This window comes from Akkermansia muciniphila ATCC BAA-835, assembly GCF_000020225.1.
Taxonomy (GTDB): Bacteria; Verrucomicrobiota; Verrucomicrobiia; order Verrucomicrobiales; family Akkermansiaceae; genus Akkermansia; species Akkermansia muciniphila.
The window spans coordinates 1,231,555-1,254,006 of the sequence record NC_010655.1 but is presented as its reverse complement, the minus strand read 5'-3'; the positions used below and the strand labels follow the sequence as shown (position 1 = coordinate 1,254,006).

Here is a 22,452-nt window from a genome sequence, read left to right as displayed (position 1 = left end):
CCGCCATTTCTCTCTCTACCTGAAAAACCATGTCCGGTTCCACCCCTCATCTTCCTGCCTGTTCCTGCTGCGGCAAGCCCGGGAACAAGGTGGACAAACTCATCCAGATTGCGGAAGACTTTTACATCTGCAACAATTGCGTTGAAATTTGCGTCAACATGATTGTGAAGGACACAGGCCTTCCGATGGCGACCCGCTTCATCCGCGGCATCCTGAACATGGAACCCTCCGCTTACGCCATGTGCCAGGCGGAGGCCCGCAAAGCGGCAGCCGCGGACATGCTCAGGGAAACGGCGGCCGGCCCGGCCTCCTATGAAGGCCCGCTGCCCACACCGGAAGAAATGTGCGCTACGCTCAACCAGTATGTCATCGGTCAGGACTACGCCAAAAAAGTGCTTTCCGTAGCCGTGTACAACCACTACATGCGCCTGCGCCAAAGTGCTGTCATGCTGGACGACAAGTCCCTGGACGATGTGGAAATTGAAAAATCCAACATCCTGCTGGCCGGCCCCACCGGCTCAGGAAAAACCCTGCTGGCGAAAACGCTGGCGAAAATGCTCAACGTCCCATTCTGCATTGTGGACGCCACCACGCTGACGGAAGCCGGTTACGTAGGGGAAGATGTGGAAAACATCATCCTGCGCCTGCTCCAGGCTGCCAACTTTGACGTAGCGAAAGCGGAACAAGGCATCATCTACGTGGATGAAATCGACAAAATCGGACGCAAAACACAGAATGTCTCCGTCACGAGAGACGTCTCCGGGGAAGGCGTGCAGCAGGCTCTGCTGAAAATCATTGAAGGCACCATCTGCAATGTTCCTCCCACCGGAGGCCGCAAGCACCCGCAACAGGAATACATCCGCGTCAATACGGAAAAAATCCTCTTCATTGTGGGCGGCGCTTTCGTCGGGCTGGAAGACATCATCCGCAAACGCCTCGGCGCCACCCAGATGGGATTCGGAGCCATCACGGAACAACGCGACCGCAAGGAATACTCGGAAGAGGAAATACTGGCACAGGCCATGCCGGAAGACCTCTTCTCCTTCGGCATGATTCCGGAATTCGTGGGACGCCTGCCCATCTTCTGTCCGCTCTCCAAGCTGGATGAAAGCCAGCTCGTCCGCCTTCTTACGGAACCCAAAAACGCCCTGGTCAAGCAATATTCCAAACTGCTCGCCATGTACGGCGCCAAACTGGACGTGCTGCCGGACGCCCTGAAAGCCATGGCCGCCGAAGCCATGAAACGCGGCACGGGAGCCCGCGCTCTGCGTTCCATCTTTGAAACCCTCATGCTGGACGTCATGTACAAAGTGCCCAGCATGAAAAATGCGGACACCGTTACCATTACCAGGGAAACGGTTACCGGCAACAAGCCGGCCCAAATCCACCAGTCCTCCTAACCTCCCCTCCCTGTTCTTCCTCCATGCCGGAATCCCTTACCGTTCTGGGAATAGAATCCTCCTGTGATGAAACGGCAGTCGCCATCCTGCGTTCTGCCGGAGAGGAAAAAGCTCCGGAAATACTCTCCTCCGTCATCTCCTCCCAAATTGCCATTCACCGCCAGCACGGCGGCGTAGTGCCGGAACTGGCTTCCCGCAACCATTCAGCGGATCTTCCCGGAATCATCCGAACCGCGTGCCGCGAAGCCGGAACAGCTCCTGCGGACATTGACGTCTTCGGCGCTACGGGAGGCCCCGGCCTGGTAGCTGCACTTCTGGTAGGCAACAGCACGGCCAAGGCTCTGGCTCTGGCAGCGGGCAGGCCCTTCGTCTCCGTCAATCATCTGGAAGGCCATCTGCTTTCCCCCTTCCTCAAACGCCCCGGCGGTCCCGTTCCCCATCTGGGCATGGTCGTTTCCGGAGGCCACACCCTTTTTGTGGATGTGCGCGGCGTAGGGAACTACCGCCTGCTGGGCCGCTCTCTGGACGACGCAGCAGGGGAAGCCTTTGACAAGGTAGGCAAAATGCTAGGCCTTCCCTATCCCGGAGGGCCGGAAATCGACCGCTTGGCGGCGGAAGGCGACCCGGAAGCCTTTTCTTTCCCCCGGGCCCTGATGAAAGAGCATACAGCCAACGTATCTTTCTCCGGCCTGAAAACGGCCGTTCTCTATACACTGCCCAAAATTACGAAAAACGGCGATCCTCACGGCCTGCCCCGGCAAACTCTGCGCGACCTCTGCGCTTCTTTCCAGCGGGCCGTGACGGACGTCCTGATTCACAAGGCGCTGAAGGCCTTGCGCGCCTCCGGTCACCGCACCCTTTCCATCTCCGGGGGCGTCTCCTGCAACAGGGAGCTGCGTTCCCGCCTGAAAACCGCCTGTGACCGTGAAAAAGTGAAACTGGTTCTCCCGGACTTCGACCTGACGACGGATAATGCCGCCATGATCGCTTATGTCACCTGTCTCAAAGCCCGAAGAGGACTGTTCCATTCTCTGGATGAAGACGTTGACCCCAATCTTAAATTGACGGAGGATTTAAACAGATCCAAACATTCAACACATTCCTGATAAATATATTATACATGAACCCCCTGTATTTGCGGCATAAAGCTGAAAAAATGTTCATGTTTTCATTGACATCCTGCATCCAAAAACGTAACATAGCGTCCGCTTTTCGTCAGGCAACACGGGAGGATGCTATTTATCCGCTAGAACCGCAGGTTTGGGCGGATTTACGACTTCTCTAGGAGCAGCGAAAGGCGGAAGAAGTCTATGCTTCTGTAGCTCAGGGGTAGAGCGCATCCTTGGTAAGGATGAGGTCGCGGGTTCAATTCCCGCCAGAAGCTCCATCTTCAAGCTAGACCCATAGCAGCCCAAACCTAAACATAATATTATGGCTAAAGAGCAATTCCAGCGCAACAAGCCCCACGTGAACGTGGGCACCATCGGTCACGTTGACCACGGCAAAACCTCCCTTACCGCCGCCATTACTTCAGTGCTCGCTAAGAAGGGTTTCGCCGAAGCACGCGGCTATGACCAGATTGACGCCGCCCCCGAAGAACGCGAACGCGGCATTACCATCTCCACGGCTCACGTTGAATACGAAACGGAAAACCGTCACTATGCCCACGTTGACTGCCCCGGACACGCCGACTATGTGAAAAACATGATCACCGGCGCTGCCCAGATGGACGGTGCCATCCTTGTGGTTGCCGCCTCCGACGGCCCGATGCCGCAGACCCGCGAACACATCCTCCTTGCCCGCCAGGTGGGCGTTCCCGCCATTGTCGTTTACATGAACAAGTGCGACCTGGTTGACGATCCCGACCTGCTTGAACTCGTGGAAATGGAAATCCGCGAACTTCTCAACGAATACGAATTCCCGGGCGACGACACCCCCATTATCAAGGGTTCCGCCGTTAAGGCTCTGGAAGGTGACGCCGCTGCCGAAGATTCCATCATGGAACTTATGGCCGCTGTTGACTCCTACATCCCGCAACCCGAACGTCCTGTGGATCAGCCCTTCCTCATGCCTGTGGAAGACGTATTCTCCATCTCCGGCCGCGGCACCGTGGCTACCGGCCGTATCGAACGCGGCGTCATCAAGAAGATGGAAGAAGTGGAAATCATCGGCATCAAGGACACCCAGAAAACTGCCGTTACGGACATCGAAATGTTCCGTAAGCTGCTTGACGAAGGCCAGGCCGGCGACAACGTTGGTCTGCTTCTCCGCGGCCTGAAGAAGGAAGACATCGAACGCGGCCAGGTAATCATCAAGCCCGGCACCGTGAAGCCCCACAAGAACTTCAAGGCTGAAGTTTACGTCCTGACCAAGGAAGAAGGCGGCCGTCACACTCCGTTCTTCAACAACTACCGCCCGCAGTTCTACTTCCGTACAACGGACGTGACCGGTTGCTGCACCCTTCCCGAAGGCGTGGAAATGGTGATGCCCGGCGACAACGTCAACCTGGAAGTCCAGCTCATCACTCCGATCGCCATGGAAAAAGCCATGCGATTCGCTATCCGCGAAGGCGGCCGCACCGTGGGTGCTGGTCGTATCAGCGAAATCCTTGACTAAGTTCCTCAGGAACTTGTAGAGGAATCTACATCAGGTTTAATGAGGGGGCCTCCCCGCAGGCCCCCTCATTTCCCACGAAAGAAGAGACTCCAACAGGTCAGTAGTTCAATTGGTAGAGCGTTGGTCTCCAAAACCAAAAGTTGGGGGTTCGAGTCCCTCCTGACCTGCCACTTCTTTCCAAATACACCACCCCACCTTGAAGCATGTTTCGCAAGATTTCTCAATTCATCGCCGAAGTTAAGGGCGAACTTAAGAAGACGACCTGGCCCTGGGAAAGCGACCCCAAGGTGAAAGGTTTCAAAAAATTCCGCGAACTCTGGGGTTCCACTCTCGTCGTACTGATTGCCATGGTATTCCTTGGCGCGTTTGTTGCATCGTTCGACATCTTTCTTCACAGCGTGGTCAACTATCTCATCCAGTTGGCAATCTAGTTTTACTCTCCCCACTTCTTTCTCCGATCATGCCCAGTACCCCAGAGCCTCACGAACAATGGTATGTCCTTCACGTCCTCTCCGGACAGGAAAACAGCGTTCGTGACCGCATCATCCGCAAGGCGAAGGACGCCGAGCTTTCCGACTTCATTTACCGGGTGGAAGTCCCCACGGAACTTATTTCCGAAGTGCGCAACGGCAAAAAAACGGAACGTCACAGCAAACTCTTTCCCGGGTATGTTTATGCCAACATGTACCTGCTGGAAGCGGACGGCACCCTGAACAAGGACCTTTGGTACTTTATCCAGCAAATTGACGGTGTCATCAGCATTGCCGGCTCCCGCAACGCCCCCCTCCCCATGCGCAAGCGCGAGGTGGAAGACCTTCTGCCCCTGTTGGATGCGGAAGCCGTCGCCGCCCGTCCCAAGGTGGAATTCGCCGTCGGCGACCCTGTGCGCGTGTGCGAAGGCCCGTTCCAGAGCCAGGAAGGCACCATCGAAGAAATCGACCCGGAAAAGGGCAAGCTGCGTGTCAGTGTCTCCATTTTTGGCCGCGCCACGCCTGTGGACCTGGAATACTGGCAGGTGGAAAAAGCCTGAATCTTCTTTGCGTCTCCCCCCATCAGTCCCCTTCCCGTTTATTTTCTCCGCTAACAAAGCAAAACCATGGCAAAAGAAATAACCAAAATCATCAAGCTCCAGATCAATGCCGGAGCCGCTAACCCCTCCCCGCCCGTGGGTCCGGCACTTGGTCAGGCCGGTGTAAACATCATGGCATTCTGCAAGGAGTTCAACGCCGCCACGCAAAAGCAGGCCGGCGATCTCCTGCCGACCGTCATCACGGTTTACAAGGACAAGTCATTTTCTTTCATCACCAAGCAGCCCCCGGGCAGCGTGCTTCTCAAGAAAGCCGCAGGCGTCGCCTCCGGCTCCGGCGAACCGAACAAAAAGAAAGTCGCCACCCTTTCCAAGGCCAAGCTGATGGAAGTTGTCAACACCAAACTCCCTGACCTCAACACGAAAGACCCTGAACGCGCCGCCCGCATTCTTGCCGGCCAGGCTCGCCAGATGGGCATTGAAGTTGAAGGTATGTAACACTCACCGCAGGAGGATTAAACCAGTCCGAACGCACTGCCAAATACACACATGTCTACCAAACGCAGCAAGCGATATCAAGAAGCAGCCAAGCTTGTTACCCCTAACAAGAACTACAGCATCACGGAAGCCGTGGAAACCATGAAATCCTTCCCGGCACCGAAATTCGACCCGACCGTCACCGTCTCCTTCCATCTGACTGTGGACCCCCGCAAATCCGACCAGATGGTTCGCGGCAGCGTTTCCCTGCCTAACGGCACGGGTAAAAACGTCCGCGTCCTCGTCTTCGCCCAGGGCGATGCCGCCAAGGCCGCCCAGGAAGCCGGAGCCGAATTCGTGGGGTTTGAAGATCTCATCAAGAAAGTCCAGGGAGGATTTGTTGACTTTGATACGGCCATTGCCACCCCCGACGCCATGACGGAGGTTCGCAAGGTTGCCCGTGTACTGGGTCCGCGCGGCCTGATGCCCAACCCGAAAACCGGTACCGTCACGGACGATACGGCCAAGGCTGTGAAGGAAGTGAAAGCCGGCCGCGTTGACTACAAGGTTGACAAGAACGCCAATATCTCCGCCGCTGTAGGCAAGCTGTCTTTCTCCAACGAAAGCATCGCCGAAAACATCGCTGCCCTGATTGATTCCGTCGTCAAGGCCCGCCCGGCTTCCGCCAAGGGCGCCTACATCGAATCCGTCACCGTTTCATGCGCCATGTGCCCCGGTCTGCCGGTTGACACCGCTTCCATCGCCAAACTGTAACCCGAACCGATTTAGCACACCATGAATCCTGACAAGCGTATCATCATTGACGACCTGACCGCTCGCGTCAACGCCTCCCCGTTCCTGATCGTCGTGGACTACACCTCGATCACCGTGCCTGAGTTCACCAATCTGCGTTCCGCCCTGGCCGCCTGCGGCGCTCAGTGCCACGTAGCCAAGAACAACTTCATGCGCACGGCTCTGACGGATGCCGGCCTTCCCGACATCGGGGAACACCTCGTCGGCCAGACCGCTTTCGTGACCGGCGCATCCGACGTAGCAGGCGCCGCCAAGGCCATCAACACCTTTGCCAAGGCTTCCAAGAAAGCCGAATACAAGGTGGCGATCCTGGATGGAGCCATTCTTTCCGCGGACGAAATCCGCGCCATCGGCGAACTGCCTCCCCGCGACCAGTTGCTTGCCAAACTCCTTGGCACTATCAACGCGGCCGGTTCCGCTCTTGCCCGAGTTATTCAGGCATATGTGGACAAAGAAAACGGCGGCAGCGAAGAACCCGCCGCCTAATACCAACCCCTTGACCGGACGGTCCGGTTGCACTCTAGCCAAATGTGTGAAAACCGGACCCGACTCTCCTACAGGTTCCTTGTCGGAACTCCGGCCGGAGAACTGAAATGCCAAGTTGGCTCTTGGCGCGACTCGAAACCAAACTAGAAAATAATACAATGGCTGATATTAACAAAATCGCTGAAGAACTCGGCACCCTTACCATCCTGGAAGCTGCCGACCTCGTCAAGCTTCTGGAAGAAAAGTGGGGCGTTTCCGCCGCTGCTCCCGTAGCTGCCGCCGGCGCTGCCGCCGCTCCTGCCGAAGCTGAAGAAGAAAAGACCGAATTCAACGTCGTTCTGACGGAAGCCGGCGCCAACAAGATTGCCGTAATTAAGGCCGTCCGCGAAGTGAAGGCCGGCCTCGGCCTGGTGGACGCCAAGAAACTGGTTGAAGGCACTCCCGCCGTCATCCTGGAAGCTGTCTCTAAGGACGAAGCTAACGCCGCCAAGGCCAAGCTGGAAGAAGCTGGCGCCAAGGTAGACGTCAAGTAAGCTTTTTACTTCCCGCGCAACAGGAGAAAAGCCGTTTTTCTCCTGTTGCGCTTCCTCGTCTTCACATCCCGCGTGACCGACTAGAGGCCTTTTATTTCGTAAAACGCTTCCAGTCGGTTCCGTCCCCCAGGGAAAGAACCGCCCAACCCGGCATCCGGGTTTTTCAGGATGCAAACCATAACATCTCCGCCACAGCAGCCCATGTCAAAGCGACTCTACTTCGGGAATATCAAGGAAGTCATCGAACCTCCGAACCTTATTGAGATTCAACTTCAATCATACTTCGATTTTCTACAACAGGACACGCCGGCCGCGGCCAGGAAAAACATCGGGTTACAAGGCGTTCTGAAGGAAATCTTTCCTATCAAGAGCTATGACGAAAACATTGAGCTCGACTTCGTCTCCTATGACATTGAACAGCCGAAGATGAGCGATTACGAGGCCATCCGCGCGGGGGAAACCTACAGCGCCGCCCTTCAGGTCACCTTCAAGCTCAAATCCGACAACGAGTCCAAGGAAGAAACGGTCTATATGGGAGAACTCCCTATGATGACCAACCGCGGCACCTTTGTCATTAACGGCGCCGAACGCGTCATTGTGTCCCAGCTGCACCGTTCCCCGGGCATTTGCTTTGAAAGCGCCCAGCATCTGAACGGAAAACTGCTCCACTCCTTCCGCATCATCCCGGACCGGGGCTCCTGGCTGGAGGTCCAGTTTGACACCAACGACCTGCTTTACGTTTACCTTGACCGCCGCCGCCGCCGCCGCAAATTCCTTGCGACGACGTTTATGCGCTACCTGGGCTTCAAAACGGACCGTGACATCGTCAGCCAGTTCTACAACATCCGCACGCTTCCCCTGAGCGAAGACATGACGGAAGAAGATCTGCACAACCTTGTGGCTGTGGACACGATCAAGGACAAGGACCTGGTTCTTGCCAAGGCTTTCGAACAGCTCAATATGGGTGTGGTTCGCCAGCTCCTCCAGTTCGGCATCAAGAAAATCGACGTCATTGACCAGAGCGAGGACGACGTGCTGATCAAAACCCTGAAGAAGGATCCCGCTCACGACGAAGAATCCGCCCTCAAGGAAATCTACAAACGCCTGCGTCCCGGAGATCCCGCTACTGCCGCTCAGGCACGCACCCTGCTTAAGAGGCTTTTTGACGATCCCAAGAAATACGACCTCACCCGCGTGGGGCGCTACAAAATCAACCAGAAACTCGGGCTGGACACCAGCCTGGACCAGCGCCTGATGACGGCGGAAGATTTCCTGGCCGCCCTCAAATACCTCCTGCGCCTCAAGAAGGGCGAAGGCATGGTGGACGACATCGACCACCTGGGCAGCCGCCGCGTACGTGCCGTAGGCGAACTCATGGCCAATCAATGCCGCGTAGGCCTTGCCCGCACCGAGCGCTTGGTCAAGGAACGCATGACCCTCATTGACCAGAACATTGAAGGCGTCACGCCCAGCAAACTCATCAATCCGAAGGCCCTCAGCGCCGTCGTGCGCGACTTCTTCGGCCGCTCCCAGCTCTCCCAATTCATGGACCAGATCAACCCCCTCGCGGAATTGACGCACAAGCGCCGTCTTTCCGCCCTGGGGCCCGGCGGCCTGAACCGTGACCGGGCCGGATTTGAAGTCCGGGACGTACACCCCTCCCACTACGGGCGCATTTGCCCCATTGAAACGCCGGAAGGTCCCAACATCGGCCTGATCAACTCCATGTGTACCTACGCCCGCATCAATGAATTCGGATTCATTGAAACACCTTACCGCAAGGTGGAAAACGGCAGGGTCACCAATACCATCGAATACGTCACCGCCGATCAGGAAGAAGGCTATCTCATCGCCCAGGCCAATAACCCGCTGGACGAACAGGGCAACTTCACGACCTCCCGCGTAACCGCCCGTGAAAAAGGCGAATTCATCGAAGTGGATCCGGCAGACGTGCATTACATGGACGTTTCTCCCAAGCAGCTCGTTTCTATCGCCGCCGGTCTTATCCCCTTCCTGGAACATGACGACGCCAACCGCGCCCTGATGGGCTCCAACATGCAGCGCCAGGGCGTGCCTCTGATGGTAGCGGAATCTCCATACGTGGGAACCGGCATCGAAGGAAAGTGCGCCAGGGACTCCCGTTCCGTCGTTCTGGCGGAAGCGGACGGCATCGTGGCCTCCGCCACGGCTGAAGTCATTATCACCACGAAAGACGGGGAACTGCCCGTGCGTCCGGAAGTATTCCTGTCCGATCCCGACAGTGTGCGCACGGACCGCGACAATGGCGTTTACGTCTATCCCCTGCGCAAGTTCATGCGTTCCAATGCTGGAACCTGCATCAACCAGCGTCCGATCGTGCGCCGCGGCGACAAAATCAAAACCGGCGACGTGCTGGCGGACGGCCCGAACACGGACCAGGGCGAACTGGCCCTCGGCCGCAATGTTCTGGTGGCCTATATGCCGTGGAACGGTTACAACTTCGAAGACGCTATTGTCATCTCCGAAAAAACCGTGAAGGAAGACACCTTCACTTCCATTCATATCTCCGAGTTTGAAGTTCAGGCCCGTGACACCAAGCTGGGTCCGGAAGAAATCACCCGTGATATCCCGAACGCCGGTGATGAAGCCCTGAAAAACCTGGATCATGACGGCGTCATCCGCATCGGCGCGGAAGTGAAGCCCGGCGACATCCTCGTCGGCAAAATCACCCCCAAATCGGAAACGGAACTGGCTCCGGAAGAACGTCTCCTCCGCGCCATTTTCGGTGAAAAGGCCGCAGAAGTGAAAGATACCTCACTCCGTGTCCCCTCCGGCTGCACCGGCATCGTGATGGATGTGCGCATTTCTTCCACAGGCTCCGGCCACCACCGCGGCGACCTCGTCGTAGACAGCGCGGAAAAGAAAAAGCAGTTCAAGAAAATCAACGACGAACATAAAAAGAAGAAGGAGCAGCTCATTGACCAGTTGACCAAGAAGCTCTCCGATATTCTTCTGGGTGAAAAAATCCCGCTGGACGTCGTCAATGAACAGACCGGTGAAATCATCATCCCGGCCAACAGGAAAATCACCAAGACCCTGTTGCGTAAACTGGCCCTGGTTCACGACCACATCGAAATCGAACCCAGCCCGATTCGCAACAAGATTCTGGAAATCATCACTTCGTTTGAAGGCCGCTTTACGGAACTGGATGACGAACGGGAACACAGGCTGGATCAGATGGAATCCGGGGACGAATCCGAACCCGGCGGACTGAAGGAAGTTAAAGTATATATCGCCGCCAAGCGCAAGCTCGGCGTGGGTGACAAGATGGCCGGTCGCCACGGCAACAAAGGCGTCGTTGCCAAAATCGTCCCGGAACAGGATATGCCCTTCCTCGCGGACGGTACTCCGGTGGATATCGTTCTGAACCCCTTGGGCGTGCCTTCCCGAATGAATGTGGGGCAGGTGCTTGAAGCCCACCTCGGCATCGCTGCCAGGGCCCTTGGCTTCAAGGTGGCTACCCCGGTGTTCGACGGGATCAGTGAAGAAACCATCTGGAATTACATGTCCGAAGCCAAGAAGGTGGACGGTTTCACCTGGATCGGTGACGGCAAGGACGGCACCGTGGGAGGGAAGAGTACCCTTTATGACGGCCTGACCGGCGAACCTTTCCATAACCCGGTGGTGGTAGGCCAGACCTACATGCTCAAACTGAACCACCTGGTGGCGGACAAGATTCACGCCCGCGCCGTGGGTCCGTACAGCCTGGTCACGCAGCAGCCTCTGGGCGGCAAGGCCCAATACGGCGGTCAGCGTTTCGGGGAAATGGAAGTGTGGGCACTGGAAGCCTATGGCGCCGCCTATACCCTCCAGGAACTTCTCACCGTCAAGTCCGACGACGTTCAGGGCCGTACCCGCATTTACGAATCCATCGTGAAGGGGGATAATACCCTGGAAGCCGGAACTCCGGAATCTTTCAACGTTCTGATGAAGGAAATGCAGTCCCTGGGGCTGAACGTACGCCCCGGCAGCAAGGATGAACAACCCTCCCTGCAACTCGGCGGCACGGATCTCACTCCCGTGGACGGCATGACGGAAGGCTTTGACAGCGACGACATGGCCGGCCTGGCGGACGTCGACTTCTCCGACCTCAAATTCTAATATCCACCGCATTCCGCCCCCGTGCCGCAAAACGCGGGGGCGGGCATCAAACATCCTTTAAACTTTCAATATATGTCTGACACCCCCACCATCAGGGAAATGCACGGCCTGAGCGACAAGCCCCGGACCTTTGACCAGGTTGCCATCACCGTGGCGGATCCGGATACCATCCGCAGCTGGTCATTCGGTGAAGTCGTCAACCCGGAAACCATCAACTACCGCACGTTCAAGCCGGAAAAAGGCGGCCTGTTCTGCGAACGCATCTTCGGGCCCACCCGAGACATGGAATGCGCCTGCGGCAAGTACAAGCGCATCAAGCATAAGGGCATCACCTGCGACCGCTGCGGCGTGGAAGTAACCAACGCGCGCGTGCGCCGCGAACGAATGGGCCATATTGAACTGGCCGTTCCGGTTTCCCATATCTGGTTTTACAAATGCATGCCCAGCCGCATTGGCCTTATGCTGGACATGACAGCCCGCCATTTGGAACGCGTGATTTACTATGAAGACTACATCGTGGTAGATCCCGGCAGTACCCCTCTGGAAAAGGGGGCCATCCTGACGGAAGAAGAATTCCGCAATGCGGAAGACGAATACGGCTATGACAGCTTTGAAGCCGGCATGGGCGCGGAAGCCATCCAGAAAATGCTGGCGGCCATTGATCTGCCCACCCTCGTCGCGGATCTTCAGGAACAGCTGGACAATACCAACTCCAAACAGAACAAGCGCAAGATTGCCAAGCGTCTGAAACTGGCCCAGGGGTTCCTTCAGTCCAACACACGCCCGGAATGGATGATTTTGAACGTTCTGCCCGTCATTCCTCCGGACCTGCGCCCGCTGGTTCCTCTGGAAGGCGGCCGTTTCGCAACGTCCGACCTGAATGACCTGTACCGCCGCGTCATCAACCGCAACAACCGCCTGAAAACCCTCCTGAGCCTCAAAACTCCAGAAGTCATCATCCGTAATGAAAAACGCATGCTTCAGGAAGCCGTGGATGCCCTGTTTGACAACGGCCGCCACGGCCGTGCCGTCACCGGCGCCGGCAACCGCCCCCTCAAATCCCTCTCCGACATGCTGAAGGGCAAGGGAGGCCGTTTCCGCCAGAACCTGCTCGGCAAGCGCGTGGACTACTCCGGCCGCTCCGTTATCGTCATCGGCCCGGAATTGAAACTCAACCAGTGCGGTCTTCCCAAGAAGATGGCGCTCATTCTGTTTGAACCCTTCATCATCCACCGTCTGAAAGAGCTGGGTTACGTGCACACGGTGCGCTCCGCCAAGAAGCTCATTGACCGCAAGACGCCGGAAGTGTGGGATATTCTGGAAGAAGTGACCAAGGGCCACCCGGTCATGCTCAACCGCGCGCCCACCCTGCACCGCCTCTCCATCCAGGCTTTTGAACCGGTTCTGATTGAAGGTTCCGCCATCCGTCTGCACCCGCTCGTCTGTAATGCGTACAACGCGGACTTCGACGGCGACCAGATGGCTGTGCACGTGCCTCTGTCCGTGGAAGCGCAGATGGAAGCCCGGCAGCTCATGCTGGCGCCCAACAATATTTTCTCCCCTGCTTCCGGCAAGCCCATTGCCACACCCACGCAGGACATCATTCTGGGCGCGTACTTCCTGACGCATACCCGTGCTGCGGAAGTACAGAACAATCAGGATAATCATCACCATCTTCCCCTCTTCGAATCCATTGACGAGGTGGAATACGCCATTGCCGCCCGCAAAATCGGCTACCATGACTGGATCCGCCTGCACAACCCGGACTACGGCAAAAAGCCTTCCGAAGTAGTGTATGGGGATGTCACCAAGAAGGTTATCATCACTACTGCCGGACGCGTGCGTTTCAATGAAATCTGGCCCCGGGAACTCGGTTACATTAACCGCAACGTAGGCAAGAAACAGATGGGCGACATCATCTGGCGCTGCTACCAGACCGTCGGCAAGGAACGTACCGTGCAGACTCTGGACGCCCTGAAAAACCTGGGCTTCAAGGAAGCAACCCGTTCCGGCTGCTCCATCGGCATCGTGGACATGGTGGTTCCCTCCCAGAAAAAGACGGAAATTGAAAAAGCCTATGCGGAGCTGGACAAGGTGACCCGCCAGTATAAGAACGGTATTATCACGGATGGGGAACGCTACCAGAAGGTGGTGGACATCTGGACCCAGACTACGGATGTCATCCAGGCGGCTCTGTACCGCAAGCTGGAACACAACGAAGGCTCCAAGATGGCCAGCCCGCTCTTCATGATGGTGGACTCCGGAGCCCGAGGCAACAAGGCGCAGATCAAGCAGCTCTCCGGCATGCGCGGTTTGATGGCGAAACCCAGCGGCGAAATTATCGAACGCCCCATCACGGCCAACTTCCGTGAAGGCCTTTCCGTGCTGGAATACTTCATCTCCACCCACGGCGCCCGCAAGGGTCTGGCAGATACCGCGCTGAAAACGGCGGACTCCGGCTACATGACCCGCAAACTCGTGGACGTGGCCCAGGATGTCATCGTCCATGCGGAAGATTGCGGCACCAGCAACGGCATCACCGTTCACGCCATCTATGACGGCGACGAAGAAGTGGCGTCCCTTTCCTCCCGTATCTACGGCCGGACTTCCTGCGAACGCATCGTTGACCCCGTCAGCGGCGAGGTTATCGTAGACATCAACGACCTCATTAACGAAAAGCAGGCGGAACAACTGGAAAAAATCGGCATTGAACGGCTGAAAATCCGCTCCGTACTCACCTGCGAACTCAAAAAGGGCTGCTGTGCCAAGTGCTACGGCCTGAACCTGGCCACCGGACAGGAAGTGAAGATCGGGGAAGCGGTCGGCATTATTGCCGCCCAGTCCATCGGCGAACCCGGCACGCAGCTCACCATGCGTACGTTCCACGTGGGCGGAACGGCTACCACGGCGTTCAAGCAGCCCATCGTGAAAGCCAAGAACGACGGCCGCGTCATCTACACGGAAGATCTCCGCACGGTGGAAAACGCAGACGGCAACTTCGTCGTCCTGAATAAAAACTGCTCTGTCCGCATCGAAAACGAACAGGGCCGCGAACTGGAATCCTACCAGCCCGTCATCGGCACCATCCTGTACGTGCCCAACGGCGGCACTATCAAGAAGGATGAAACCCTCGCCACCTGGGATCCGTACAATGTGCCCGTGATTGCAGAAAAGGGCGGCATCGTCGAATTCAAGGATATGATCGTCGGCATCACCGTTTCCAAGGAAACGGACCGGGAAACCGGTGCCTCCTCCCTTGTCGTGATGGAACACAAGCAGGAACTTCACCCGCAAGTGGTCATCCGCGATGCCAAGACCCGCGAAGTTCTGGCTCATCATGCCATTCCCGCAGGCGCCAACCTCACTGTGAAGGACGGAGAAACCATCTCCGCCGGCACAATGGTGGCCAAGACGCCCCGCAAGGTAGCCAAGACGAAGGACATCACCGGCGGTCTGCCCCGCGTGGCGGAATTGTTCGAAGCCCGCAAGCCCAAGGACGCCTGCACCATTGCACGCGTGGAAGGCATTGTGCGCCTCAGCAGCAAGAATACTTCCCGCGGCAAGAAGGTCATTACCATTGAAACACCCACGGGCGAACTGGTGGACCATCTGGTCCCGATGAACAAGCACGTCATCGTTCATGAAGACGACCACGTGCATCTGGGCGACCAGCTTACGGAAGGCCCCGTTTCTCCGGAAGAAATTCTGGATGTCTGCGGCAAGGAACGTCTCCAGGAACACCTCGTTAACGAAGTTCAGGAAGTGTACCGCCTCCAGGGGGTGGAAATCAACGACAAGCATGTGGAAATCATCGTGCGCCAGATGCTCCGCAAGGTAGTCATCACGGAACCCGGAAATACCGAATTCCTGTGGGGAGACCAAGTGGACAAGACCACGTTCGACCGCATCAATGAACAAACCGTAGCCCAGGGCGGCCAACCGGCCGCAGCCAAGCCCGTTCTGCTCGGTATCACGAAGGCCTCCCTGGAAACGGAATCCTTCATTTCCGCGGCATCTTTCCAGGATACCACACGCGTTCTGACGGAAGCATCCACCCTCGGCAAGACCGATACTCTGGAAGGCTTCAAGGAAAACGTCATCATGGGCCACCTCATTCCCGCCGGCACCGGATTCTCCCGTTACAGCAAGATTGAAGTGGAACCTGCAGAGGGCGCAGAAGAAATCGCGGCGGCCAGCGAAGAAGAGGAAGCGGCGGAACTTGCCGAAGACATGTTGAACGATACCATCAACTTCGACAACGAACGCTAACCTGTTCTCTCCACCCACACTTCAAGGGCCGTACCCCGTTTCCGGGGTACGGCTTTTTTTATGGACTCTCCTCGTTATTCCACGAAAAAGGAAAAGCGGATTGAAAATTCGGCGATGATTCCAATATTGTCCCATGCAATATAAAATTTGATATTTTATATTCAGAATGAAAGTCTTATAGTATGCCTCCCCTTGCTTCAAAAGGGGAGGTAAATGAAAAGATGAAAATCCCATTTTAGAAATTTAAAAAATCATAATGCACTTACAGTAAAAGTATGAGAATCCGGGAACTGGTATTTTCAACTTGACATCGAATTTTCAATCCGTTATATACATAAAAAATTAACATCTAACATTTTTGCAATGCGTCTCCATCTGCCTATTACCCTGCTGGCGGCTGTTCTGGCTTGTTACACCAGTGTTTCCCTGGCCGTCCCAACATCTGAATCCCCCGCATGGGGAGCGGACTCCACCTTTAATAACAATGAGCCCGCCAATGAGTATTCAGTTACTGGGAGCCAATCCGTCAACCTTGATGTAAATTCAGGAAACAACAATTATTCCACAGGACTTTATATCGGGGCAGGCTCCTCGTTTACCATTAATCAGAATGCGAACGGCGGCTGTACCATCAATTTGAACGGGGCATTTGCCGGAGAAGGAAATTTAACGCTGGTAGCGGCTAACGGCAATGCCGGCTATGCCTCCAAGTTTGTGCTTGGTTCCCAAGAAAGCAGTTTTTCCGGGAACATTATCCTTTCCCAGAAGGGGACGCAGCCCGGCGGCGCCATTCTCCAGATTACGGGAACGGCTCTCGCCAATGCAACGGTAGATTTGTCAGGCTCAATCAATCAAAGTTCCAGCGCCCTGACGTTGCAAATTTCCAATGCCGCCTCTCTGGCCGGTTTAAATGATGCCGACGGCTTCAGCGGAACACATAAGGGGCGCGTCCAGTCGGCTAATTCCTCCAGAGCGAATCTTACCCTGACGGGTAACGGAAATTACACGTATGGGGGAAGTATCGGGGCAACCACGCAGCATTCCGGAGTAAACGGCAACACTACTCCCACGGGAGGAATAAATCTGATTATGGCCGGAACAGGTACGCAAAACCTGACGGGAACCGTCATCAACGCGAATATCACAGCCCAAGGTGGCATCTTGAAAATCAATAATTCTTCCTTGGCCTATTCCGGAATAATCACCATGGCGGGAGGAACGCTGGATTTCACCTCCGCCACTCTGGGGGCAAATGCCGTTCTGAACATGAACGGCACCGGCGTATTGAAAAACGCAGCCATTGACGGAGCCAAGCTAACCTATACGGAATCCGGATCCTCCTTTACCAAGGAAAATGTAACTTTCACTTCAGGCACCATTGACATCGGCGGCGCGCTTGACAGCCTGGTGGAGGGAGAACAGGGATACACGTTTGATTTAGGAAGCAACCTCGGCGCGAATTTTACCGTTACGGGCTTAGATACAGGGCAATATAGAATAGAAGGCAGCGTGCTGACGATAGAAGACGGGGCGATATCCAGCGTGACGTGGGTATCTGCGGGAGAAGGAGGGGAATTGGAAGAAACGGTCAAGAACGCCTTTACGCTGGCTCTTGGGGAGGGGAGTGCGGCCAACGTCAGCCTGGGATATCTGAACGGGACCCTGACGACCAGCGGGGACAAAGTCTATCAAATCACCAACACCGGCGGAACCAAAATCAACCTGTCCGGAGTATACAACAGCGGGGCGACCCTGCCGTCCGGCAACCTCAACTACCAGGGGGACATCTGGATGGACATCAACGGAGGAGCATTCGGCATCATCGCCGGAGGTGTCACCAATGAATGGGGCACCAACCTCCAGACCAGCACGCTGACTGGGGACACCCATGTGCAGCTCTCTGGAAACGCCACGGCGGAACACGTCATCGGCGGGAACAACAAGGGAGCAAGCACTACCCTGACGGGAAACACCAACGTTACCGTCAAAGATAACGCCATCGTGGCGGGAGCCATCATCGGAGGAAGCACCTCCTCCCACAATGCCGTCACCACCATCACAGGAAACACGAGCGTCCTGGTCACCAACATCCAGCACAGCAACAGCGCGACCGTCAACCTGGGAGACTTCGGCAACGTCACAGCCCAAAACTTCATCACGGGCGGAAGCGCGTGGACGGCCAACCAGACTTCAGGAACGACCATCCAGGGCAACACCTCGGTAACGATTAATGTAGGCGATGCGGAACTCTCCGGCACGGAAGGGCACAACAACTTCGTCAAAAACATCTATGGAGGCAGTTACGCAAACACGAAATCCGAGGGCAACGGAGCCGTACAAAAAGTGGAAGGAAACTCAAGCGTCTCCATCAGCGGAAAAGAAGGAATCACCTTCACGGGAGACATCATGGGCGGCTCCTTCTGGAACTGGGGCAACGGCACGACGCTGACCACCAACGGAAACACCAGCGTCTCCATTGACGGAGGTTCCACCTTCACGGGCAAAATCGTGGGCGGCTCCTGGAGAGGAAGCACGTGGACGGCGGAAGATCCCACAGCCCTGCCCGTCAGCATTGGCGGCAACATCACCGTCACCCTTGGACAGGGCACCTACCTGGGAGACATCTACGGGGCGGGCAACTGTGGCACGGTAGGAGGCGAAGTCCACGTCTCGCTGACGGGAGGAAGCATCTTTGGGGAGGAAGGAGAAGAAAGCGGCATCACCATCGGCGGAAGCGCCGGAGCGGCGGTAGAAGGAAACAGGACGCTGGAACTCAAGGGAACCTTTGGAACCGGGGACTTCCAAAACGTCACCTTCACCCGGTTTGATGAAATCAATATCGCGCAGGAAGAAACCTCGGCCACCATCTACGCGCTGACCGACAGCCCGGCCCTGACCAAAACGGGAGCGGGAACCCTGACACTCGGGGCGGACGCGGCAGGAGCGGAAACCATCCTTGACGGAACTACGGAAGGAATCACCATCTCGGAAGGCAGCCTGAACCTCTCCGGCGCCGGCGGCAGCCATATGAAAGGAACGTGGAACATCGCCTCCGGCTCCCGTCTCACCGGAGTCAGCGGAACCGTAACCGTAGGAGAAGGAGGCCTGGACGGACTGACCATCGCCCTGGGAACGGAAAACATCGGCCAGGACACGCAGGCGTCTGGCGCCGTCATCATCAACGGCAGCGGAACGGGAAGCGACCCGAACCTGTCCATAGAGGGGGAAGGGCTGACGCTGGACCTGAGCAACGACGCCGTCGTCAACCTTCTGCTGGACCACAAAACCGACGACTCCTCCAGCTACCTGACCCTGACCAGCGGAACGCTGACCGTCGGCGACCTGGGCGACATCGCCTTCACTACCGACCTTCTGTCCAACTACGGCATCCGGGTCACCGGAACGGACGGAGGCAGCCTGGTGCTCAGCGGAGCGGCCACCGGCCTCTACCGCGTGCAGGAGGAAGGAGGAAACGCCCATGAAGTCAACTCCTATCAAACGCTCTCCGGCTACGCCGGCGTCGTCATCGGCGGCGGCCAGACCCTGACGGTCAACCTGGCCGGAGCCCCGGGCGAATCCGACGGACAGGGAGCTAAAATCAACAACCTGATGGGAGCCACGGGCAGCAGCCTGGTCGTCAACAACACCGGAGACGGCACGGCCGTCGTCATCCTCAACAACAAACAAATGACGACGGGAGAAGACGACATCGACCCGGCCGGCCAGGACACCGTCATGGGCGGCAGCATCACGGGAGGCAACAACGTCGCCTTCATCAAGGAAGGAACCGGGACGCTGACGGTCGGAGGAACGATGGACGTGGAAACCCTCGCCCTGCGTGAAGGAAACATCGTCCTCAACGGCGCGTCAAACACCCTGGACACCCTCACTCTGGAAGGAGGCGGCCTGACCATTAACGGCAACGCCGAAGTCGGAACCATCACCGGCACGGAAGCCGGAGGCTCCCTGACCATCCAGGGAACTCTCAACCTGACCGGAACAGGCGAAATAAACGACGGCTCCATCACCGGAACCGGCACCCTCCGCATCCAGGAAGGAGCGGAACTGGCCCTGGGCGGAGAAGCCCGGCTGGACGGAACCTCAGTCACCGCCGACGGCACGCTGGCCCTCTCCGGAACGGAATCCGGCGCCATCATCAGCCTCTCCGGCAGCGGCACCCTGTCCATGAACGGAGGCAGCCTCTCCATCTCCTCGGCAACAACCTCCTCCGGAACCTTCTCCGGCACGCTGGCAGGCAGCGGCACCCTGGACATCTCCGGGCAAGCCACCCAATACCTGCAAACCGGCAATAAGGACTACGACCTCGCCGTCCGTGACGGAGGCGTCCTGGTCCTGAAAGGCACCGCGGACGCCCCCACGCTGAACTACAACAGCATCACCGCCGGAAACAACGGCACCCTGCGTATTGAAGCCACCGGAGACGCCCAGGGCAGCGCCAACACCACGCTCAACGTGGAAAGCATCACCTTCCAGAACGGCTCCACGACGGAACTGATCTACAACTTCAACCAGGACGCCCCCTTTGGCGCCCCCATGCTGACGGCGGATACCATCACCGTGCAGGACGGAGCCGGCTTCCTCCTCTCCAACATGGAAGGAAACGCCGCCATGAACGCGGGGAGCGACCTCCATGACGTCATCCTGATGAGCGCTACCGGCAGCATCAGCGGCCTGGAAGACGGGCAAAGCCTCGCCGCCCGGATATCCGGCCTCTTCGCCGTCTACTACCAGGACGCCACGCTGAACCGCGACGGAAACGACATCCTGCTCAATGCCACACTCCGGCAGGAAAACCTCTTCGCCTCCGCGGCCGACACGTGGAACTCCGCCGCCGGAGCCAGCCTGCTCTGGGAAGCCCGCAAAAACCTGGACCCCGACTCCCAGCTGGCCCAATTCATGAACGGCGTCAGCACCATGATCAATGACGGCAACCTCTCCGGAGCCACCCGCGCTATGGCGGCGGCAGCTGGGAGCACGGTCAACGCGCTGGGGACGGCGCAGAGGGACGCCCTGCGCGACCAGATGGGCTGGATCAGGAACCGGACCACCCTCATGGGCGTCAACCCGGCCTACGTCAACGACGACCTCCCCCGCTTCCACATGTGGATGGAAGGCACGGGCTCCTACGCCAAACTGGACACCCGCGGGGATGAAAGCGGCTACCAGCTCACCACCTGGGGAGGTACGGTAGGCGTGGACGCGGACCTCAGCGACCGCCTCACAGTGGGAGCGGCCTTCACGGCCAGCTACGGCGACCTGACGGCCGGCGCGGCGGACAGCGCCGACGGGCACCTGGACAGCTACTACGCCAGCCTCTTCGGCCGCTACCAGGACAGGCGCTGGGCGCACACGCTCATCCTGACGGGAGGGTGGAACGACGCGAAACTCAACCGTACGGTCAACTACGGGGAAGGAAGCTACGGGACGCAGGGAAGCACCAGCGGGTGGGGCTTTGGAGCGATGTATGAACTCACCTACGACGTATACCTCAACGAAAACCGCAGCAGCGTGCTGCAGCCGCTGTTCAACGCCTCGGTGGTGACGACGCGGATGGACGGCTATGAGGAAACGGGTGCGGGCAACGCGGGCCTGAACGTCGGCAGGCAGGACTGGACGACGGGGACGCTGGCGCTGGGCGGCCGGTGGATGGGCCTGGTGGGCAGCAACATCTTCGGACGAGAAGCGCTGGCGGAAATCCGAGTAAACGCGGCGCAGGACCTGGGAGACCGGAGAGGGGAAACGAACGTCTCTCTGCTGGGCAACCCCGGCTTCGCGCAAAGCGTGAGGGGGGCGAAAGTGGGAACGACGGCGCTGCAGCTGGGAGCCGGACTGAGCGTGCCGGTGGGAACGAAGGGAACCATCTACGTGAACGGGAACGCGGACATCCGTGACGGGTCCAGCGCGCTGAACGGAAGCATCGGCTACCGCCACGACTTCTAACAAGAAAGAAAACACAAGGAGAGGCCCCCCACCCCCGAAAGGCCTTCCTCCTGACCCTCCAGAGCCGCTCCGGATTTATTCCGGAACGGCTCTGGATTTTTGTTTATCGGAGGATGATTCCCCTGGCCCGCTTCCTGAAAATATTAATTAATTCAAAGTCAAAAAGTTGTGTTTACGTTTCCGCAGTCAACAAATGGAACCCCGTAAACATTGAAAATACCGGTATGAGGAATAATGATGCCGCTATGAACGACGTATTCCTTCTGCAACCCTGGGAATGAATGCCGCTGCCAATCCGCAGGATGCGCTGCCCTTTCAGCCATCCTGGCTGTGAAGCCGAAACGGCAGTCATCATTCATTGTCCATGAAGTAGGCCTGCAAAATACAAATGATATGCAGGACAATAGGAACGAGTGCAAAGATGAACCAATACAGAAGGCCGTAAGCCGCACCCACCACCAGGAACCAGATGATGGCCTGGACAAAGTGGCCCTTGTACAACTGGCCGAGACCGGGAATAAATAGGCTTAAAATGGCTGCTAAAAAAGATTTCATATGCTGGCTGGGTAAGAAATGACCGCACGGGAAAAGGTTCACGTGCCTGTACCGGTTAAGAGCCTTCCTTCTTCCCTCACGTTCAATCTCCCAGCGCAGCCCCTGTCATGAATGACGGTTTTCCCGGAGCGAATGAAGCCGACGCGGCAGGGAACGGGAGGCAGTCATGTTCAAG

The 22,452-nt window shown here is 57.3% G+C and carries 13 protein-coding genes and 2 tRNA genes; 14 read left to right on the top strand and 1 reads right to left on the bottom strand.

Features of this window, described 5'->3' with window-relative positions:
• The first annotated feature begins 29 nt into the window (after positions 1–29).
• The 14 genes from clpX to AMUC_RS05560 all read left to right on the top strand — a co-directional run bounded on the left by clpX (position 30) and on the right by AMUC_RS05560 (position 21,722).
• Complete coding sequence (clpX, locus tag AMUC_RS05625; RefSeq protein ID WP_012420091.1) at positions 30–1,400, top strand: ATP-dependent Clp protease ATP-binding subunit ClpX; 1,371 nt, start codon at positions 30–32, stop codon at positions 1,398–1,400.
• 23 nt (positions 1,401–1,423) lie between these two features.
• Positions 1,424–2,506: a tRNA (adenosine(37)-N6)-threonylcarbamoyltransferase complex transferase subunit TsaD gene (gene tsaD / locus AMUC_RS05620; RefSeq protein WP_012420090.1), complete on the top strand. Its 1,083-nt coding sequence runs from the start codon at positions 1,424–1,426 to the stop codon at positions 2,504–2,506.
• A gap of 206 nt (positions 2,507–2,712) precedes the next feature.
• A tRNA-Thr gene (locus AMUC_RS05615) sits at positions 2,713–2,787 on the top strand.
• Positions 2,788–2,831: 44 nt separating this feature from the next.
• Entirely contained in the window at positions 2,832–4,016 is a 1,185-nt protein-coding gene (gene tuf, locus AMUC_RS05610) for an elongation factor Tu (RefSeq protein ID WP_012420089.1), read from the top strand.
• Between the two features lie 94 nt (positions 4,017–4,110).
• Positions 4,111–4,186: transfer RNA gene (locus AMUC_RS05605), tRNA-Trp, on the top strand.
• A 33-nt stretch (positions 4,187–4,219) separates the two neighbouring features.
• A complete protein-coding gene (locus AMUC_RS05600; protein ID WP_012420088.1) occupies positions 4,220–4,447 on the top strand; it encodes a preprotein translocase subunit SecE in 228 nt (75 codons plus the stop codon).
• Between the two features lie 29 nt (positions 4,448–4,476).
• Positions 4,477–5,046, top strand: coding sequence for a transcription termination/antitermination protein NusG (gene nusG / locus AMUC_RS05595; RefSeq protein ID WP_012420087.1), 570 nt, complete (start codon positions 4,477–4,479; stop codon positions 5,044–5,046).
• Positions 5,047–5,112: 66 nt separating this feature from the next.
• A complete protein-coding gene (gene rplK / locus AMUC_RS05590; RefSeq protein WP_012420086.1) occupies positions 5,113–5,541 on the top strand; it encodes a 50S ribosomal protein L11 in 429 nt (142 codons plus the stop codon).
• A 51-nt stretch (positions 5,542–5,592) separates the two neighbouring features.
• Positions 5,593–6,294 (top strand): 50S ribosomal protein L1, encoded by a 702-nt coding sequence (gene rplA, locus AMUC_RS05585; RefSeq protein ID WP_012420085.1) that lies wholly within the window; start codon positions 5,593–5,595, stop codon positions 6,292–6,294.
• Between the two features lie 21 nt (positions 6,295–6,315).
• The gene (rplJ, locus tag AMUC_RS05580) at positions 6,316–6,819 is read left to right on the top strand and encodes a 50S ribosomal protein L10 (RefSeq protein ID WP_012420084.1); all 504 of its coding nucleotides are present in this window, start codon (positions 6,316–6,318) and stop codon (positions 6,817–6,819) included.
• 158 nt (positions 6,820–6,977) lie between these two features.
• The gene (rplL, locus tag AMUC_RS05575) at positions 6,978–7,352 is read left to right on the top strand and encodes a 50S ribosomal protein L7/L12 (protein ID WP_012420083.1); all 375 of its coding nucleotides are present in this window, start codon (positions 6,978–6,980) and stop codon (positions 7,350–7,352) included.
• Between the two features lie 201 nt (positions 7,353–7,553).
• Positions 7,554–11,492: a DNA-directed RNA polymerase subunit beta gene (gene rpoB / locus AMUC_RS05570; protein WP_012420082.1), complete on the top strand. Its 3,939-nt coding sequence runs from the start codon at positions 7,554–7,556 to the stop codon at positions 11,490–11,492.
• Positions 11,493–11,564: 72 nt separating this feature from the next.
• The gene (rpoC, locus tag AMUC_RS05565) at positions 11,565–15,761 is read left to right on the top strand and encodes a DNA-directed RNA polymerase subunit beta' (protein ID WP_012420081.1); all 4,197 of its coding nucleotides are present in this window, start codon (positions 11,565–11,567) and stop codon (positions 15,759–15,761) included.
• A 363-nt stretch (positions 15,762–16,124) separates the two neighbouring features.
• Positions 16,125–21,722: an autotransporter outer membrane beta-barrel domain-containing protein gene (locus AMUC_RS05560; protein WP_012420080.1), complete on the top strand. Its 5,598-nt coding sequence runs from the start codon at positions 16,125–16,127 to the stop codon at positions 21,720–21,722.
• Between the two features lie 351 nt (positions 21,723–22,073).
• Here AMUC_RS05560 and AMUC_RS05555 read toward each other — a convergent pair whose 3' ends face one another.
• On the bottom strand, positions 22,074–22,277 hold the full coding sequence (locus AMUC_RS05555; protein WP_012420078.1) for a DUF5683 domain-containing protein: 204 nt from the start codon (positions 22,275–22,277) through the stop codon (positions 22,074–22,076).
• Positions 22,278–22,452 lie beyond the last annotated feature (175 nt).

What these genes read in the sequence shown, in the direction of transcription:
- rpoC (WP_012420081.1), top strand. Translation starts at nt 11,565, where the DNA reads ATGTCTGACACCCCCACCATCAGGGAAATGCACGGCCTGAGCGACAAG.
- nusG (WP_012420087.1), top strand. Translation starts at nt 4,477, where the DNA reads ATGCCCAGTACCCCAGAGCCTCACGAACAATGGTATGTCCTTCACGTC.
- AMUC_RS05560 (WP_012420080.1), top strand. Translation starts at nt 16,125, where the DNA reads ATGCGTCTCCATCTGCCTATTACCCTGCTGGCGGCTGTTCTGGCTTGT.
- rplA (WP_012420085.1), top strand. Translation starts at nt 5,593, where the DNA reads ATGTCTACCAAACGCAGCAAGCGATATCAAGAAGCAGCCAAGCTTGTT.
- rplK (WP_012420086.1), top strand. Translation starts at nt 5,113, where the DNA reads ATGGCAAAAGAAATAACCAAAATCATCAAGCTCCAGATCAATGCCGGA.
- AMUC_RS05600 (WP_012420088.1), top strand. Translation starts at nt 4,220, where the DNA reads ATGTTTCGCAAGATTTCTCAATTCATCGCCGAAGTTAAGGGCGAACTT.
- clpX (WP_012420091.1), top strand. Translation starts at nt 30, where the DNA reads ATGTCCGGTTCCACCCCTCATCTTCCTGCCTGTTCCTGCTGCGGCAAG.
- tuf (WP_012420089.1), top strand. Translation starts at nt 2,832, where the DNA reads ATGGCTAAAGAGCAATTCCAGCGCAACAAGCCCCACGTGAACGTGGGC.
- AMUC_RS05555 (WP_012420078.1), bottom strand. Translation starts at nt 22,277, where the DNA reads ATGAAATCTTTTTTAGCAGCCATTTTAAGCCTATTTATTCCCGGTCTC.
- rpoB (WP_012420082.1), top strand. Translation starts at nt 7,554, where the DNA reads ATGTCAAAGCGACTCTACTTCGGGAATATCAAGGAAGTCATCGAACCT.
- tsaD (WP_012420090.1), top strand. Translation starts at nt 1,424, where the DNA reads ATGCCGGAATCCCTTACCGTTCTGGGAATAGAATCCTCCTGTGATGAA.
- rplJ (WP_012420084.1), top strand. Translation starts at nt 6,316, where the DNA reads ATGAATCCTGACAAGCGTATCATCATTGACGACCTGACCGCTCGCGTC.
- rplL (WP_012420083.1), top strand. Translation starts at nt 6,978, where the DNA reads ATGGCTGATATTAACAAAATCGCTGAAGAACTCGGCACCCTTACCATC.